We start from the raw sequence: 15,056 nt of genomic DNA on the forward strand, positions 1-15,056 counted from the left end.
CCGTTCGGACCCAGCAAGGCCAGCACCGTCCCCTGCGGAACGGAGAAGCTCAACCCGTCCAGGGCATTCCTCTCGCCGTATCTCTTGACCAGCCCTTCGGCCGTGATCGCATCACTCATGAGGGGGCTCCTTACAGGAGTTGGGGGGTAGGAACGGTGAAGGGCGATGTCGCCATACTTGATATGCGTGTGCACCTCGACCTTCGGAGGAGGGCGTCGCACACGGGCTCTGCGTGTGGCAGGACGCCGGATCACTTCGCCGAGGCACACGCTCGGTCGAACGTCGAAACGGATGGAATGCCCGGCCGTCGCGGTGTGACCGCAGACCGTGCCCGCGTCTGCGTCAGAGCGGGGCTCGCGGCCTGTCCGGTGAGGAACCGTCGTAGACGGTGATGCCGCTGTTGCGGAGCCGGGGTCGGGCAGACCGCGTCCTCGAAGAGGCGGCGCACCTCCTGCAGGGGCCGGAACCCCCGCTGAGGAACCGGCTGAAGGAGAGATCGATCCCGGAGGGACGCTCGAGCAGGAGGCGCCGTGTGACTGTCAGAAGGTCTTGTCTTATTTTTCGGATTCTTCGCCGGCGGCGCGTGTGATGGCGTCGGCCAGCCGCTTCTTCTCGCGGGCGGGGACGTAGCCGCCTTCGGTGTAGTTCTGGGCGAACGCGTCGGCGAACTCCACCGGGTTCTGCCCGACGATCTCGCGGATGGGTGTCCCGTCCGCCGCGGCCTGCTCGAACAGGTCGGCGAGGTCCTCGAACGTGGCGGCATTGCTGTCGGCGTCGGTCGGCACGAAGTGCATCAGGTACCGCTCGATCGCGTCGACCGCCGCGCGGTGGTTCTCAGGGAGCTGCTCCTTGCGCGCCTTGTAGGCCTTCCAGCGTTTCCTGGGGCCGATCACCTTGGCGAGGAAGCCGCTCTTCTCAGCGTCGGACATAATCTCTGCCTCCTTCGCGGAGCTGTTCGATCCGTTCTGACAGGAAGCTCCAGGTCTGCCAGAACTCTTCGAGGGATTCACGTCCCTGAGCGTTGAGGGAGTACACCTTGCGCGGTGGCCCCTTCTCGGACGGGACCTTCTCCACGTCGACGAGGCCGCGCTGCTCGACCCTGACCAGCAGCGCGTAGATGGTGCCCTCGGCGATGTCGGAGAAGCCCTGATCCCGCAGCCACGCCGTGATCTCGTAGCCGTAGGCGGGCCGTCCGGACAGGATCGCCAGGACGATGCCCTCCAGCGTCCCCTTGAGCATCTCGGTCACCTGCCTGCCCATGGGGCACCCCTCCTTCCAGCTATTCAGTGGTGCTGACTACCAGTACATAGTAACGCCGACTACCGGTACTTAGCAACACCGAATAGCTGGCATGCGAGCCCGGCGGGCGGGGCCGGGGGCTCTCGGGCTTGCCGACGAAGGGGATAACCGTTAGACATAGGGGCTAACGGTTAGAGGGGGTCCTGATGCGGCAGGAAGTAGTGCTGGCGATGCTGGCCAAGGAGCCCTCGCACGGCTATCGGTTGCGCGCGCGGCTACGCGAGGCGCTCGGCCCTCTCGGCGACGCGATGAACGCCGGGCAGGTCTACGTCACCCTGGCCCGGCTGGAGAAGGCCGGCCTGCTGGCGGTCGAGGGGTCCGCCGACGGCGCCGACCGGGCGGATCGCAAGGTGTACGCGCTCACGCCCGCCGGGCAGCAGCGGGTCGGCGAGTGGATCGCCGAGGTGGGTTGGCCGAAGCCCGACCTCGCGGAGTTCCACCTCAAGCTGATCGCGGCCGCGTCGGCCGGGCTGGCCGATCCCCTCGCCATCGTCGACACCCAGCGCCGCGAGCTGCTGCGCCGGGTGCGCGAGGCCCAGCTCGCCGCCATGGCCGAGCCGGACGGCTCAGCCGCGGCGCTGCTGCTGGAGGGCATCGTGCTCCGGCTTCAGGCGGACCTGCGCTGGCTCGAGGCATGCGAGAAGAACTGGAATCACCGAAGGAGTGGATCATGAGCGAGGCCGTCGGCGCACCCGTCCTGAGCGCCCGCGGGGTGCGCAAGGAATACGGGGAGGGGGACGGCCTGGTACGCGCCGTCGACTCGGTCGATCTCCAGGTCGGCGCGGGCGAGACAGTGGCGATCATGGGGCCCAGCGGCTGCGGCAAGTCCACGCTGCTGCACCTGCTCGGCGGGCTGGACCGGCCCTCGGGCGGCGAGGTGGTGCTGAACGGCCGGCGCATCGACGACATCAGCGAGAAGGCGCTGGCCCGCGTGCGGCGGACCGACGTCGGCCACGTGTTCCAGTCCTTTCATCTGATGGAGGAGCTCACGGCCGTCGAGAACGTCGAGTTGTCGGCGCTGCTCGCGGGACGTGCGCCGCGGGCCGCCCGGCGCCGGGCAGAGGAGCTGCTGGAGCGGCTCGGGCTCGCCGGCCGGTCGGGCTTCCTGCCCTCCGCGCTCTCCGGCGGCCAGCGGCAGCGGGTCGCGGTGGCCAGGGCGCTGTGCAACGAGCCACTGGTCGTCCTCGCCGACGAGCCCACCGGAAACCTGGACAGCGCCGCCGCTCTCGACGTCCTGCGGCTCTTCAGGGACCTGCGCGAGTCCGGGCAGACGCTGGTCATCGTCACCCACGACGCGCGGATCGCGGCCACCGCCGACCGGATGTTCTCGATGCGCGACGGCTCGCTCGTCGACGAGACCCGGCTGACCGGCGGAACCGCCGGCCGGCTCGGGGCGCTTGCCGGGCTGGAGGACTGACCGCGATGGGGAGAGTCCTCCTGGTGACCCGCCTGGCCGTGCGCGACCTCCGGCGGCGGCCCACCGAGGCGCTGCTGCTGCTGATCGCCATCCTGGCGGCCACCACGACGCTGACGCTCGGACTCGTCCTGCGCGACGCGGCCGGCGATCCGTTCGAGAGCACCCGTGCGGCGACCCAGGGCCCCGACGTGGTCGCCAAGGCCGCCGGAGTGTCCGAACTCTCCCGCCTGGAGCGGCTGGCCACCGCTTCCGGTGTGACCGGGCACAGCGGACCGTTCCCCGTCACCTCGGGGAAGATCCAGGCGTCCGGCAGGACGTCGGACGTGCAGGTCGTGGGGCGCGACACCGCCGACGCGGCGGTCGACCGGCCCAAGGTGACGAAGGGCGGCTGGGTCACCGCGGGCGGAGCGGTGCTCGAGGCTGCCTTCGCCCACGCGCTCGACGTGGGCGTCGGCGACTCGGTGACCATCGGCGGAAAGCCGTTCGAGGTCGTCGGCCTCGCGGTCACGGCCGCCTCGCCGCCCTACCCCGCGACCCTCTGCCTCGTCCCGGCCGGCTGCGTCCACGGCGCCGTCCCCGAGGACCGGAACCTGCCTGCGGGACTGCTGCACAACCCCGGGCTGGCCTGGCTCACCCAGCCGGACGTGCAAAGCCTCGCCACCGGCCGGAACGCCCTGTCCCACGTGATGAATCTGAAGCTCTCCGACCCGGCCGACGCCCAGGCGTTCGTCGAGCGGAACGGCGGTGACGCCTTCCTGCAGAGCTGGCAGGGCATCCGCTCCGACGCCACCGAACTGGCCAAGGACTCCCAGATCCTGCTGCTCATCGGCGCCTGGCTGCTGGGCCTGCTCGCCGTGGCCGGGCTCTCGGTGCTGGTCGGCGGCCGGATGGCCGACCAGACCCGGCGCGTCGGGCTGCTCAAGGCGGTCGGCGGCACCCCGGGCCTGGTGGCCGCGGTGCTGCTCGCGGAGTACCTTCTCGTGGCCGTCGTCGCAGCCACGGGCGGGCTGGCGATCGGCGCGCTGGCCGCCCCGCTGCTCACCGGGTCCAGCGCCGGCCTCGTCGGCGGTGTGGGGACGGCCTCGCCGACCTGGTCCACGGCCCTCGTGGTGACCGGGGTGGCACTCGGCGTCGCGGTGGCGGCGACCACGGTCCCGGCCGTGCGCGCGGCCCGTTCCAGCACGGTCAGCGCGCTGGCCGACGCGGCGCGCCCGCCCCGCCGCACCGGCTGGCTGATCTCCCTGTCCCGGCGGCTGCCCGTCCCGCTGATGCTCGCCCTGCGGGTCGCCGCCCGCCGTCCGCGTCGGGTGGTGCTGGGCGTGGTCGGCATCGCGGTCACGGTCAGCGGGATGTACATCCTGCTGGTGCTCGACACCTTCCTCGGATCGCAGACGGGCACCGGCGTATACACCGCGGACCAGGTGGAGACGCTGCGGCACGTGCTCATGGTCTGGACGGTCGTCCTGCTGGCCCTGGCGGCGGTCAACACGATCGTCATCACCTGGGCGACGGTGCTCGACAACCGGCGGGCATCGGCCCTGGCACGTGCCCTGGGCGCGACCCCGCAGGAGGTGACCGTCGCCCTGGCGATCGCGCAGGTGCTGCCCGCCCTCGTCGGCGCGGTCCTGGGCGTCTTCCCGTGCGGCCGGCTGCTGTTCGCCGGTATCAACGCGATCACCGGCGCCGACGGCGGTGACGCCGTGCTTCCGGCGCCCTGGCAGCTGATCGGCCTGACGGCGGCGACCGTGGTGGCGGTGGCGCTGCTCACCGCCATCCCGGCACGGCTCGGCGGCCGCCGTCCCGTGACCGAGGTCCTCTGACCTCGACAACGGGTCGGCCGGCGAACGGGAAAAGGGGGCGGGGCCCGCCGATATCCGGGCCCCGCCCCCTTTTTTCAGTCTTCGCCGTGCCAGGCGCGCAGCTCGAGGCGCGCCTGGCGGCGGCTGCGGCGGCGCTCTTCACGCCGCAGGAGGTACCACTCACGGCCCCCGCCGACGCCACCGAGGTCGAACAGGTAGTAGGCACTGGCGTGCCAGTGGCAGCCGCTCGTGCGGCGGTTCAGGGACGCGCCGACGGCGGTGATCTCGTCCGGCAGCGTGCACGGCCCGAAGCGATGGTCATGGACGGGCACGCAGGTCACCAGCGGCGCGTCGGCCATCCGCACCCACCAGGGCCGGGTCTTGTCGGTCTTGCTCATACGGTCACCTTTCGGCTCCGTGACACCCCGGGCTGGGGCGGTCACAACACCGGATGCACCGTGATCACCTCCGACTTTCACGCACGACATATCGACACCGAGAACAACGTTACAGCGATCCGCAGGAACGTGCGGATGACGAGTCCGCGGCCGGGCCGGCGCCCCCGACCGCTTATGGGATTTACAGTTGAACGTCTGGATCGGACAGCGACTCGCTTCCGGGCTTCCGGCGAACATGGCGCAGTACCTGCGGCTCGACGAGGCGGTCGATCAACGGTGGGTCGCGATGAGTCGCCGCAGTGCGGCGTGGGCGGGCGGGCCCCACGTGGGCTTGCCGCCGGGACGGCCGTGGACGCCGGCCTCCCCGATGAGGATGCCGCTGAGGGCGCGCCCGACCGCCCACCCCCGAGCCCTGCGCAGGGTCGCGGCGTCCGCGGTCGGCCGGTAGGCGGCGTGGAAGAGGTCGACGGTGTCGTCCGGCAGCAGGATCCAGGCCGCGGCGAGGTCACAGGCCGGATCGCCCGCGCACAGGTCGCCGAAGTCGATCACGCCGCAGAGGGCGCCGTCCGCGGTGAGGACGTTGGCCGGATGAAGGTCGCCGTGGAGCCACAGCGCCGGACCCGCCCAACCGGGCGCGGCCGCGGCGTCGTCCCAGACCGCGCGGACGGCGTCCGGATCGGGGACGAGCCCCATCTCGGCGGCCGAGGCGAGCTGCCGGAGAAAACCCTCGGAGTGCTCGCCCAACGGCCCTCCGCGGTCTCGGCCGATGGGCGCCCCGTCAGGGGCGGGCCGGTGCAGAGCGGTCAGAAAGGCCGCCAATGCGTCGGCGGCCTCCGCGGCACGCGTGACAGGAGCACGGTCGGCAGGCTCGCCCGGCACCCAGGTGGTGACGATCCAAGGCCGCGGAAACAGAGCAGAGGGCTCACCGAAGCGCTGCGGAACGGGAACCGGCAACGGAAGACGCGGAGCCAGGCCAGGCAGCCAGTCGTACTCCTTGCGCAACAGCGCGTCCGCCGACTGCGTCGCCCAAGGCAACCGAACGGCGAGATCGTCACCCACCCGCCACAGCTGGTTGTCCCAACCACGCGCCCCGAGCCGCACGGGACGATCGGCCAGATCAGGATGCTGGTCACGCAGCAGATCCCGCACCAACTCCGCGGTGATCTCGATCTCGGTGTGCGTCATGCAGAACAACACTAGCCCGACGGCAACTGACCGGTTCCTTCCGCTGAAGGCCCCACAGCACGATCAAGACCCACTTCGGGGCCGGGACATCTCGAAAGCGCAGGGCCTACCGAGAGAACGACACCTGCGACTCTGTTCCGGATTCCTCGCGATGTGCGCCCTGCCCGGCAGAGTGGAGCCTGGACGTGGCCACCGGGAGGCGCGCCGCGATCCGATCCTGCTCGCGGAGTCTGCGGTCGATCAGCTGGACGAGGTCATCGCCTCGTTCTGTCGGCTTGGGAGTCCCACGCGAAGGCCAAGTCGGACGGGCCGCTGGCCGAGCGGGCCAAGAAGGGTGAGGCCCGCCGGCTGCTGATGGACGTGATCCTGCCGGTCCTGCTCAACCCCTGACCTACTGGAATGTCTGACAATCCCGCCAAGATGTCGGGATGAGCTTGATCGATGACTACGCCTGGTGGGCCTCGTTTCCCGTCGACTTCTACGGCCTGGCCCTGTTCCGGCTTCCTCCCGACGTGCTTCTGGAACGCCTGCACGCCGTTGACGAGGATGAAACGGACGGCTTCGGCGGCCTGGTCGGCCATTTCCACACCTACCTCGGCGCCACCCCTGACCGGTATCTGAGCGACTTCATGCCGGCGGGTGTCGTCGAGGCCGCCGGCACGGACGGCTCGTGGACGCTCTTGTTCGAACTCGGCGGACTGATGAGCGCCTCCGACTTCAGCATCGCCTCAGAGAGTTCCATGGCGGTTGCCCATTACCTGAACGGTGCGGGCGATCCTGGCTTCACCTGGTACCTGGACGGCAAGATCCGCACGGCGTTCCAGTCCTTCGGCGGGCCGAGATACGGAGCCGCACCCACCGGTCTGGACGAGCCGCTCGCCCGCCTCGGCCTGCTGGATCCCTCGAATTCATTCGACGTCCCCTGGGGTCCGGGTCAGCTTGCCCTCACCGAGGAGCTATCCGGCATTCGCATCACCGAGGAGTTGCTACGCGGCTCCCGCTACCGAACAGCGCTGATCCCCATGGACGACGAGGCACGACGACGCGGGCCGTTCCGCAGGGTCGCCCCCGCGGAGTCCGAGATCCGCGACTGGGCTCGCGGCGTCGGCATCAAAATAAACGACCATGGTGCGATCCCCGCTTCGATTGTCGAGCAGTACGAAGCCGTTCACCAGCAGGTTTAACGCGGGGGTCTGCGAAAGGGGCCGGAGATCGACGCCTGTGTGGGCTGGCAGACGGTGGTGCGGTTGTTCGGAGAGCTCGAGGCCGACCCGGTGTTCAGTTCGCCGGCCAGGATGTCGGCCTCAAGACCAGCTGGATCGACCGAGGGCTCCCTGTCGCAGGACTGATCACACCATTGGCCACATCACCGGGATGATGGATCTCCTGCCGGCGTAAAACGTGGGGCCGGGAAGCGTTCGGACCGACCGGTGAAGAGGACTATGGAACCGACAGCGGGTCTGTTCTTGGGTAATGGGCCAGGGTTCTTCGGGGTTCCGGGGATACGGGGGATACGGGGATGAGCTTTCGGCTGGCGGCGTATGCCGTGTGCATCCAGGACGGTCGCGTGCTGCTCGCCCGTCACCTACCGCCGAAAGGCGCGACCAACTGGACGTTTCCGGGCGGCAGGGTCGAGCACGCTGAGGACCCGTTCGACGCGGTGATCCGGGAGGTCGCCGAGGAGACCGGCTGCGACGCGGTGGTCGAACGCCTGCTGGGCGTGGACTCAAGAGTGATCCCCGCGGCCGAGCGCACCATTCCCGGTGGACCCGAGCACCACAATGTCGGCATCTTCTACCAGGTCCGCATCACCTGCGGCCGACTCCGGCCCGAGCCGAACGGCGAGACCACCGACCCGACCTGGACCCCGGTCCCCGACGTCGCCCGCCTGCGCCGGTCATCGCTGGTCGACATCGGCCTCGCCCTGGCGCAGGCCCCCGGCGACCGGCCATGCCACTCCCGTCCCGGTCGGCGGTCTGATCCAGCATTGAACGACGATGGGCCACCACGTCGGCACTCTGGACGGGAGGCCGGTGAGGAACGTGTCACGGAGCCGGACGAGCGGAGCGAGTGTCTCGGTTGCTGTGATGAGGGGGCATCTCAGGCAGTGAGGTGGGTGGCGAGCCGTCTGACGGTGTCGGCGAGCTCGGCCGGTTCGATGACGGCCACCGGGGCGGTGAGCGCGATGCGGGCGACGGTCAGGGCGAGCCGGTCGAGATCATCGTCGCGGATCCGGACGAGACAGGAGTCCGCCTCCATTTCGATCGGTGTGTGGTCCACCCGGCGGAGCACGCCCTCGAGTTCGGCGAACGCGGCGTTGACGGCGAGCTTCGCTTCATGGTGGCGGGGTATCGAGCCGACCGAGCTTGCGATGAATCTCGCCGCATCGCCACCCGGGATCTGGCGGGGTGTGAAATGACTGCCCGTCGGCCGGGGCTCCCGGAGCCGATCCAGCCGAAACGTGCGCCAGTCGTGGCGACGTCGGTCCCATGCCACGAGGTACCAGCGATGGCCGGCGGTGGCGAGTTGGTGCGGTTGGACGAGCCGTCGGCTGTTTTCGCCGTCACGTCGCCGGTAGTCGAAACGCACGTCCTCACGGTCTCGGCACGCCGCGGCGAGCACGCTGAGTGCTTCGGGGTCGACGACGTCGTCGGCTGCCCGCCGCAGCGAAGCGACGCTCGAATGCAGCGCCGACACCCATCGGCGTAGCCGGTGGGGCAGGAGCTGTTCGATTTTCGTCAGGGCGCGCAGCGACGTCTCCTCCATGCCGCCGATGGCGGCCTCCGCGGCGTAGCGCAGTCCGACGACCACCGCGACGGCCTCGTCATCGTCGAGGACCAGGGGCGGCATGTGCGCCCCCGCTGCAAGTCGGTAGCCCCCGTGTTTTCCCGCCGTGGCATCGACCGGATAGCCGAGGTCGCGCAGCCGATCGACGTCACGGCGCACCGTCCGCTCCGTGACCTCGAGGCGTTCGGCGAGTTCGACGCCACGCCACCATCGACGGGTCTGAAGGAGCGAGAGCAGCTGCAGCGCTCGACCGGTGGGATCTTTCCGCATTTTCTTAGTTTTCCACCTACTACGGACCGGTCCTGTCCGCAGTGCGTCCTACGGTGATGGCAACCGATCAGAAGGAGGAAATGCAATGTTCAATCCAACCGATTTTCCCGGGCCCGCCCTTGTTCCGGTCAACGGTGTGGAGCTCGAAGTCTTCGAAGCGGGCCGAGAGAACGCGGGAAATCCCATCGTGCTCTGCCACGGCTGGCCGGAGCATGCCTTTTCTTGGCGCTATCAGATGCCCGCCCTCGTCGCAGCGGGCTACCATGTCATCGTTCCGAACCAGCGGGGTTACGGCAACTCGTCCCGCCCGACCGAAGTGACGGACTACGACATCGAGCACCTGTCGGGTGACCTCGTCGCTCTCCTCGACCACTACGGATACGAAGACGCCGTCTTCGTCGGCCATGACTGGGGCGCGTTCGTCGTCTGGGGACTGGCCCTGTTGCACCCCGGCCGTGTGAACAAGGTGATCAACCTGAGCCTGCCCTACCAGGAGCGCGGAGAAAAGCCCTGGATCGAGCTCATGGAGGACATGTTCGGCGGCGACTTCTACTTCGTCCACTTCAATCGACGGCCGGGCGTCGCGGACGCCGTATTCGACGACAACACCTTCCGGTTCCTCCGCAACATGTACCGGAAGAACCAGCCCCCCGCGGAGCCTCGGCCGGGCATGGCGCTGATCGATCTCGCCAGAGCGGAAACACCGCTCGGTGAGCCCGTCATGAGCGACGGCGAACTGGCCGTCTTCGTCTCCGCCTTCACATCATCGGGATTCACGGGCACCGTCAACTGGTACAGGAACCTCGACCGCAACTGGCATCTGCTGGCGGACGTGAACCCGATCATCCAACAGCCCACCCTCATGATCTACGGCGACCGGGACACGGTCTCGCGGCCGGAGAACCTGACAGATTTCGTGCCCAACGCGGAAGTGGTCAGCCTGGACTGCGGTCATTGGATCCAGCAGGAAAGGCCGGAGGAAACAAACCAGGCGATTTTGAAATGGCTGGAACAGCAGGGCGCCATCTAGTTCCGAGAGCGTTTCAAAGTCAAGCATGCCCTCCGGCTCGAGCACCCCGGTAGGACCAGGCGAACAGGCCGGCGGCCAGTCGGAAATCAGGCATCAGGTGCCTCGGGCACGAGTGACGTGAGAGACGTCATCGTGCTCGGGGTGCCGGGGCCGAAGGTCATGGACAGCGGATCTCCCCGCGGACGCGGACGGTCTCGTCCGGCCCGCCCTCCTCGGCACCCGGACGGCTCAGCTCGACGTCGAAGGACGTCACTCCGAGCCGTCTGTCGGTGTCCATCCCAGTCGAGGAAGAGCTCTCGTACGGGCGGTCGGCACCGACCGGGTAGGGGAAGGCCAGCACCGGCTGAAGCCACGCCGAGCGTTCTCCGAACGCATTGAGGACCACCATCCGGTAGGCCCTCCGCTCGTCCGCCTCGAACTCGGCCGAGTAGAAGTCGAACCCTTCATACGGGCTCTGGCAGGACACCTTCCCCTTGTCGGGTACGAGTCGGACGGCGCCGGAGACCTCCAGGTCGAGCGGCGACGCCCTGCACTGCCACAGCCACGCCCCCGCCACGCTCGCGACGAGAAGCGCGGTCAGCACCAAGAGCACCACGCAGGCCCTTCGCAGAGAAAAGATCGCCGCACCGCGTCCGACTCCGTTCGTCCAGACGGGCCGTCGGCGCTCATCTCGGTCAGATCCCAGCATTCCTTGTCACCGCCGATCCTCCTGTCGCCGCTCGGCTCCGGCCGGACGCTACAGGCGGGTCGCCCGACGGGACAGTGACTCAGATCCCCCTTGCCCCGGCCGTGACGACGTTCCTGATCCCGCTCCCCCATCGACACACAGAGGGCGCTCCGGTTTCGCCTCAGGAGGTGAGCGCCCCTACATCCAGGTCTGCGCGTAGGCGTGCAGCGCGTCGCGGACGAACCTCGCCCCCGCGGCGTCGTCGTACATGCCGGCGAACCGGGGATCGTCGACGTACATGTCCCCCAGGCCTTTCACCATCCCGATCGAACACTCCCGGTCGCCCTCGGCCGTGGGGGTGCCCGGGATCCGGCTCAGCCACCGGACGTGCCGGGCGGCCAGTGACCGAGCCTGTTCCGAGGTCGGGGAGATCCCGGACTTCGCTGCGGCGACCCATGCGGCGACGAGGTCCTCGGTGTCCTGTTTCCAGGCCTGCTGCTGGTCGAGGGTCTTGCCGTGCCACCAGTCGTTGCCCGCCTGGAACGCGCGCTCGCCCCAGCGTGAGATCACCTCGTCCTTGTAGTGGTCGTTGAACCCCGCCAGCATGACGTCCATGCGCGGTTCCGCCCCTGCCTGCAGGGCCTCGAGCGTGTGTCGCACGGAGCGGATCTGCCGTTCGAGGCGGTCGCGTTCCTCTTCCAGTTCGGCGATGTGGGCGCGGAGCCCGTCGCACGTGTCCACATCGTCGGCCAGGACCTCGGCGATGGCCGGCAGGCCCATGCCGAGCCGGCGCATGAGCAGGATCCGCTGCAGCCGGGCGACCGCGTCCGGACCGTAGTAGCGGTACCCGTTCGCGCCGACCCGGGACGGGGCCAGGAGCCCGACGCGGTCGTAGTGACGCAGAGTGCGGCTGGTGATGCCGGCCCGCGTCGCGAGCTCCTGGATCGTCCATTCCATGGTTCCAGTGTCACCTGCGGCGGAGCGTGGCGGCGATGATCTCCGCACTGTCGGCGTGCAGGGCCTGCGCCGCCGTCTGCCCGGTCTCCGCCAGGTAGGTGTCGACCAGCCGGTTGCCCGCGGCGTAGCCGGCGCCCATCGGCAGCCCCACGGGGGTGAGGCCGAAGAGCTCGGCACTGGGATCGCCGTGCACCCAGGCGGTGAAGTTCTGCATGCCCGTCACGTCGAGCCCGGTGAGCACCTTGTCGAAGACCTCGTCGTCGTGCAGGTGCGGCACGCCGATGCGGGCGTGGCCGAGCTCGTCGCCGTAGAGCTGGCGGGCGAAGGCGTCGGCGAGGCCCTCTCCGACGATGTGTTCGCCGACCGTGACGGTCATCGGGTCCCACACGACTCCACCCGGGCTCCACCGCAGGTTGTGGTGCAGTTCGTGCACAGCGGTGGCCTCCAACCGCTCCACGTTCTCGGGGAAGGGCCAGAACGTGATGGAGATGTTACCCGAGATGCCGCCGAACCCGGTCAGTCCCTTGCAAGGGCCCATGAAGTGTTCGTCACCGGGATCTCCGAGAACGAACAGCACGGTGATGTCCGGGGCCTCCAGTCCCGGCGTCGCCTCCAGCAGTACGGCGAGAGCGTTGTCGAGCGCGCGTTGCATCCGCTCCCAGGCCCCGGCCGCCGCCAGGGTCTCGAGTGCGTCGAGGCAACGCTCCTCGTCGCGGTCGATGGGGAACCCGGATGTTTCGAGATGCACGGCGACCAGGTCGAGCTCGCCGGGGTGGTAGCGGTACATGCCCTTGTTGGCCTCCAGCATCGAACGCAGCAGGTCGACGCGGTCCGCGACCGGGGCCAGCAGGATTCGCCTCATGGCGGTGTAGGTGTCAAGAACAGTGATCGACATGGCTCCGAGGCTAGAAGTTGACGCAGCGTCAAGGTCAAACCAGCGACTCTCCTCGTCCGGTCCCGGCACTCCTCCGCGAAAGGAGGCGTGCCGGGCCGAACTCTCCACGACGCCGTTACAAGGTCACCAGTGCCTTGCTCGCGACGTGCGGATCACACAGCGGTCGCAGCGCCAGCCGGACCAGCGCCAGAGCGTTGTCGTCTCCGGCGATCCGGTTGGCGCTCAGCTCGCCGCAGGCCGCGCACTGGTGCACGATCATCCACTCGCCGTCCGGCCGCACCGACACGCTGAGCGCGTCCATGCGGCCGCGGCACGACGCGCCGCGGTCACCCGGGACCCGCCGGTCCACATGCAGGCTGACCAGGCAGGTCGGGCAGTGGTTGCGGTGAGCCGTGCCCGGCGCGATCGAGGGCACGTCGAGCCGGCAGCCGACACACCGGAAGTCCCGTGATCGGTGCTGGTCGTGCTCGTGCAGCACGCTCTTGCGCTTTTGCTCCCGCCCTGGACGTGGGGCCGTGTGCCGGGGCATCACAGGTCCCCGAACGTCTCGAGCGGGAACGGGGGCTGGGCGAGCGGCCGCACGGCCATGCGCAGCAGGATGAGCTGGTTGTCATCCGGGCTGACCGGGTTGGAGGTCAGCTCGTCGCAGCGCACGCACCGGTGGATGATCCGCCAGTCACCGTTGCGGAGCACGGCGATGGAGACCGGCGACATCCGGGACCGGCACTCGCTGGATCCGCCGTCGAACTGGTCGATGACGTGCAGCGAGTGCAGGCAGGACGGGCAGTGGTTGCGGCGGCTGCCGTCGGCGGCGCGAACGGTCACGGTGAGACCGCACCGCGTGCAGCCGAAGGTATCGATTTTGGGGATGTTGTTGACAGGCACCCGAAGGGCTCCTTGCTGAGGAACGAACAAGACAGCAGGAGTGAGCCGAGCGGGCCTCGAGTGCCGACGGAGCACGCGAACGTGCTGTTACAACGGACACCGAGGAACGCTCGGCGTGGGCCGGGGCATACAACACCCTCTCTGAAATCCGGGATCGCGAGGACGGCAGGGAGCCGCCGTCGGCGAGGCTAGCGAAGCCGGTCGCGGGCGCGCCAACCATTTACCGGCGCGGAGGGGCGGTGCGGGAGCGCCCCTCCGCGCCGGTGTGGATCAGCCGAACTGGCCGGGCTGGTAGTCCCCGGCGGGCTGGCGGACGATGGTGTTCATCCGGTTGAACGCGTTGATGACGGCGATCAGGGAGACCAGGGCGGCGAGCTGGTCCTCGTCGTAGTGCTCGGCGGCGTTCGCCCAGGCCTCGTCGGTGACCCCGCCGGCCGCGTCGGCGATGCGGGTGCCCTGCTCCGCCAGCTCCAGCGCGGCGCGTTCGGCGTCCGTGAAGACGGTGGCCTCCCGCCACGCGGCGACCAGGTTGAGGCGCAGAGGCGTCTCACCGGCGGCGAGGGCGTCCTTGGTGTGCATGTCGGTGCAGAAACCGCAGCCGTTGATCTGGCTCGCGCGGATCTTGACCAGTTCCTGCGTCGCCGTCGGCAGCCCCGAGCCGGACACCGCCCGGTCCGCCGAGATGAGGGCCTTGAGGACCTTGCCGGAAACGGCGTTGCCGAAAAGGTTCAGACGGGCGTCCATGGTTCATTCCTCTGCTGTCGTCTTCGGGTTGTACACAGGAGACCGAACAGCCCCGCCGAATGTGACGGCCCGGATCAGGGAATTTCGTGCAGGCCGGTGTCGGCGGGGCCGAGGGTGAAGCGGGTGAAGCGGACCTGGAGGCCCCCGCGCTGGGGCGAGCAGCAGAACGGCCCCGCCTTCGCGGCCGCGTCCGGCGGAAGGTAGGCGAGGCGGACCATCCGCCAGGGGCCGTCGCCGCTGCGGGCGCGGACGGTCAGCGCGTCGCCGGACCGGCTGGCGCGCACGGTGACCGGCGTGCCGGCCCAGTCGGGGACGGGCGCCAGCGACCAGTCCGAGGTGCCGTGGGTGACGACGGCCCCCAGGTGCGGGGCGCCGTCCGTCGCTTCGACGCCGGCCTTCACCCAGGTCCGCTCGTCGACGCGGACCATCACCCCTGCCTGGTCGTACAGGGCGGTCAGGTCGGCTTCGAACGTCACCTCGACCGCGGTGCCGTCGGGGAGGTCGGCGAGCAGCGCGTGCCCGTCGTCGTGGACGAACCCGTAACTCGTGTGGCGCCAGAAGTCGCCGCCCTCGGCCGTGGTCACCACGAGGGCGTCGCCGTCCCGCTCCGCCCCGGGCGGCGGGTTGAGCCACCCGGCCTCTTCCCACGGCACGTCTCCCTCGAAGCCCATGGCCGTCCCGCCTTCCGCTCGCGCACGCCGTCTCCGGTCCTGGAACGTCCTA

17 protein-coding genes and 1 pseudogene are annotated in these 15,056 nt (G+C 69.4%); 6 read left to right on the forward strand and 12 right to left on the reverse strand.

From position 1 onward, the window contains the following. Positions 1 to 554 precede the first annotated feature (554 nt). Positions 555 to 929 (reverse strand): DUF1048 domain-containing protein, encoded by a 375-nt coding sequence (locus tag C2865_RS26680; RefSeq protein ID WP_106401350.1) that lies wholly within the window; start codon positions 927 to 929, stop codon positions 555 to 557. Then, positions 916 to 1,260: a PadR family transcriptional regulator gene (locus tag C2865_RS26685; protein ID WP_106401351.1), complete on the reverse strand. Its 345-nt coding sequence runs from the start codon at positions 1,258 to 1,260 to the stop codon at positions 916 to 918. The genes C2865_RS26680 and C2865_RS26685 overlap by 14 nt, the downstream gene beginning before the upstream one ends. Before the next feature lie 185 nt (positions 1,261 to 1,445). On the opposite strand from C2865_RS26685, the gene C2865_RS26690 reads away from it, so the two are divergent. The 3 genes from C2865_RS26690 to C2865_RS26700 are packed head-to-tail and all read left to right on the forward strand — an operon-like array spanning position 1,446 to position 4,536. Next, positions 1,446 to 1,973 (forward strand): PadR family transcriptional regulator, encoded by a 528-nt coding sequence (locus C2865_RS26690; RefSeq protein ID WP_106401352.1) that lies wholly within the window; start codon positions 1,446 to 1,448, stop codon positions 1,971 to 1,973. Beyond that, positions 1,970 to 2,716 (forward strand): ABC transporter ATP-binding protein, encoded by a 747-nt coding sequence (locus C2865_RS26695; protein ID WP_198653631.1) that lies wholly within the window; start codon positions 1,970 to 1,972, stop codon positions 2,714 to 2,716. The genes C2865_RS26690 and C2865_RS26695 overlap by 4 nt, the downstream gene beginning before the upstream one ends. Positions 2,717 to 2,721: 5 nt before the next feature. Beyond that, positions 2,722 to 4,536, forward strand: a complete 1,815-nt coding sequence (locus C2865_RS26700) for an ABC transporter permease (protein ID WP_106401354.1) — start codon at positions 2,722 to 2,724, stop codon at positions 4,534 to 4,536. A 74-nt stretch (positions 4,537 to 4,610) separates the two neighbouring features. Here C2865_RS26700 and C2865_RS26705 read toward each other — a convergent pair whose 3' ends face one another. Together C2865_RS26705 and C2865_RS26710 are read right to left on the reverse strand one after the other, a co-directional pair. Next, positions 4,611 to 4,913 carry a hypothetical protein gene (locus C2865_RS26705; RefSeq protein ID WP_106401355.1) on the reverse strand — a complete coding sequence of 101 codons (303 nt, stop codon included), beginning with the start codon at positions 4,911 to 4,913 and terminating at the stop codon, positions 4,611 to 4,613. Between the two features lie 270 nt (positions 4,914 to 5,183). Then, positions 5,184 to 6,098, reverse strand: coding sequence for a phosphotransferase (locus C2865_RS26710; RefSeq protein WP_106401833.1), 915 nt, complete (start codon positions 6,096 to 6,098; stop codon positions 5,184 to 5,186). Positions 6,099 to 6,526: 428 nt separating this feature from the next. On the opposite strand from C2865_RS26710, the gene C2865_RS26715 reads away from it, so the two are divergent. Both C2865_RS26715 and C2865_RS40985 read left to right on the forward strand, forming a co-directional pair. Then, the gene (locus C2865_RS26715; RefSeq protein WP_106401356.1) at positions 6,527 to 7,282 is read left to right on the forward strand and encodes a DUF6461 domain-containing protein; all 756 of its coding nucleotides are present in this window, start codon (positions 6,527 to 6,529) and stop codon (positions 7,280 to 7,282) included. A 335-nt stretch (positions 7,283 to 7,617) separates the two neighbouring features. Then, positions 7,618 to 7,923 (forward strand): annotated as a pseudogene (locus C2865_RS40985) (NUDIX hydrolase); the annotation flags it as partial. 275 nt (positions 7,924 to 8,198) lie between these two features. On the opposite strand, the gene C2865_RS26725 reads toward C2865_RS40985, so the two are convergent. Beyond that, on the reverse strand, positions 8,199 to 9,155 hold the full coding sequence (locus tag C2865_RS26725) for a helix-turn-helix transcriptional regulator (RefSeq protein ID WP_106401357.1): 957 nt from the start codon (positions 9,153 to 9,155) through the stop codon (positions 8,199 to 8,201). An 85-nt stretch (positions 9,156 to 9,240) separates the two neighbouring features. On the opposite strand from C2865_RS26725, the gene C2865_RS26730 reads away from it, so the two are divergent. Next, the gene (locus C2865_RS26730; RefSeq protein WP_106401358.1) at positions 9,241 to 10,185 is read left to right on the forward strand and encodes an alpha/beta fold hydrolase; all 945 of its coding nucleotides are present in this window, start codon (positions 9,241 to 9,243) and stop codon (positions 10,183 to 10,185) included. A 157-nt stretch (positions 10,186 to 10,342) separates the two neighbouring features. Here the strand turns inward: C2865_RS26730 and C2865_RS26735 are convergent, their stop codons facing one another. From C2865_RS26735 to C2865_RS26765, 7 genes are all read right to left on the reverse strand, one after another. After that, the gene (locus C2865_RS26735) at positions 10,343 to 10,780 is read right to left on the reverse strand and encodes a hypothetical protein (RefSeq protein ID WP_106401359.1); all 438 of its coding nucleotides are present in this window, start codon (positions 10,778 to 10,780) and stop codon (positions 10,343 to 10,345) included. A gap of 270 nt (positions 10,781 to 11,050) precedes the next feature. Continuing rightward, on the reverse strand, positions 11,051 to 11,809 hold the full coding sequence (locus C2865_RS26740; protein WP_106401360.1) for a MerR family transcriptional regulator: 759 nt from the start codon (positions 11,807 to 11,809) through the stop codon (positions 11,051 to 11,053). Positions 11,810 to 11,819: 10 nt separating this feature from the next. Beyond that, positions 11,820 to 12,704, reverse strand: a complete 885-nt coding sequence (locus tag C2865_RS26745; protein ID WP_106401361.1) for a DUF2268 domain-containing putative Zn-dependent protease — start codon at positions 12,702 to 12,704, stop codon at positions 11,820 to 11,822. A 115-nt stretch (positions 12,705 to 12,819) separates the two neighbouring features. After that, entirely contained in the window at positions 12,820 to 13,233 is a 414-nt protein-coding gene (locus C2865_RS26750; RefSeq protein WP_106401362.1) for an RNHCP domain-containing protein, read from the reverse strand. Next, complete coding sequence (locus C2865_RS26755) at positions 13,233 to 13,589, reverse strand: RNHCP domain-containing protein (RefSeq protein ID WP_106401363.1); 357 nt, start codon at positions 13,587 to 13,589, stop codon at positions 13,233 to 13,235. The genes C2865_RS26750 and C2865_RS26755 overlap by 1 nt, the downstream gene beginning before the upstream one ends. A 270-nt stretch (positions 13,590 to 13,859) precedes the next feature. Continuing rightward, positions 13,860 to 14,333, reverse strand: coding sequence for a carboxymuconolactone decarboxylase family protein (locus tag C2865_RS26760; protein ID WP_106401364.1), 474 nt, complete (start codon positions 14,331 to 14,333; stop codon positions 13,860 to 13,862). A gap of 74 nt (positions 14,334 to 14,407) precedes the next feature. Continuing rightward, entirely contained in the window at positions 14,408 to 15,004 is a 597-nt protein-coding gene (locus C2865_RS26765) for a DUF1349 domain-containing protein (RefSeq protein WP_106401365.1), read from the reverse strand. Positions 15,005 to 15,056: the final 52 nt, after the last annotated feature.

The organism is Actinocorallia populi (assembly GCF_002995495.1).
GTDB classification, from domain to species: Bacteria; Actinomycetota; Actinomycetes; order Streptosporangiales; family Streptosporangiaceae; genus Actinocorallia; species Actinocorallia populi.

Bases quoted from the DNA above. Each gene is read 5' to 3' on its own strand.
- C2865_RS26745 (WP_106401361.1), bottom strand. From the start codon at position 12,704: ATGTCGATCACTGTTCTTGACACCTACACCGCCATGAGGCGAATCCTG.
- C2865_RS26750 (WP_106401362.1), bottom strand. From the start codon at position 13,233: ATGCCCCGGCACACGGCCCCACGTCCAGGGCGGGAGCAAAAGCGCAAG.
- C2865_RS26705 (WP_106401355.1), bottom strand. From the start codon at position 4,913: ATGAGCAAGACCGACAAGACCCGGCCCTGGTGGGTGCGGATGGCCGAC.
- C2865_RS26690 (WP_106401352.1), top strand. From the start codon at position 1,446: ATGCGGCAGGAAGTAGTGCTGGCGATGCTGGCCAAGGAGCCCTCGCAC.
- C2865_RS26725 (WP_106401357.1), bottom strand. From the start codon at position 9,155: ATGCGGAAAGATCCCACCGGTCGAGCGCTGCAGCTGCTCTCGCTCCTT.
- C2865_RS26685 (WP_106401351.1), bottom strand. From the start codon at position 1,260: ATGGGCAGGCAGGTGACCGAGATGCTCAAGGGGACGCTGGAGGGCATC.
- C2865_RS26730 (WP_106401358.1), top strand. From the start codon at position 9,241: ATGTTCAATCCAACCGATTTTCCCGGGCCCGCCCTTGTTCCGGTCAAC.
- C2865_RS26715 (WP_106401356.1), top strand. From the start codon at position 6,527: ATGAGCTTGATCGATGACTACGCCTGGTGGGCCTCGTTTCCCGTCGAC.
- C2865_RS26710 (WP_106401833.1), bottom strand. From the start codon at position 6,098: ATGACGCACACCGAGATCGAGATCACCGCGGAGTTGGTGCGGGATCTG.
- C2865_RS26680 (WP_106401350.1), bottom strand. From the start codon at position 929: ATGTCCGACGCTGAGAAGAGCGGCTTCCTCGCCAAGGTGATCGGCCCC.
- C2865_RS26700 (WP_106401354.1), top strand. From the start codon at position 2,722: ATGGGGAGAGTCCTCCTGGTGACCCGCCTGGCCGTGCGCGACCTCCGG.
- C2865_RS26695 (WP_198653631.1), top strand. From the start codon at position 1,970: ATGAGCGAGGCCGTCGGCGCACCCGTCCTGAGCGCCCGCGGGGTGCGC.
- C2865_RS26740 (WP_106401360.1), bottom strand. From the start codon at position 11,809: ATGGAATGGACGATCCAGGAGCTCGCGACGCGGGCCGGCATCACCAGC.
- C2865_RS26765 (WP_106401365.1), bottom strand. From the start codon at position 15,004: ATGGGCTTCGAGGGAGACGTGCCGTGGGAAGAGGCCGGGTGGCTCAAC.
- C2865_RS26760 (WP_106401364.1), bottom strand. From the start codon at position 14,333: ATGGACGCCCGTCTGAACCTTTTCGGCAACGCCGTTTCCGGCAAGGTC.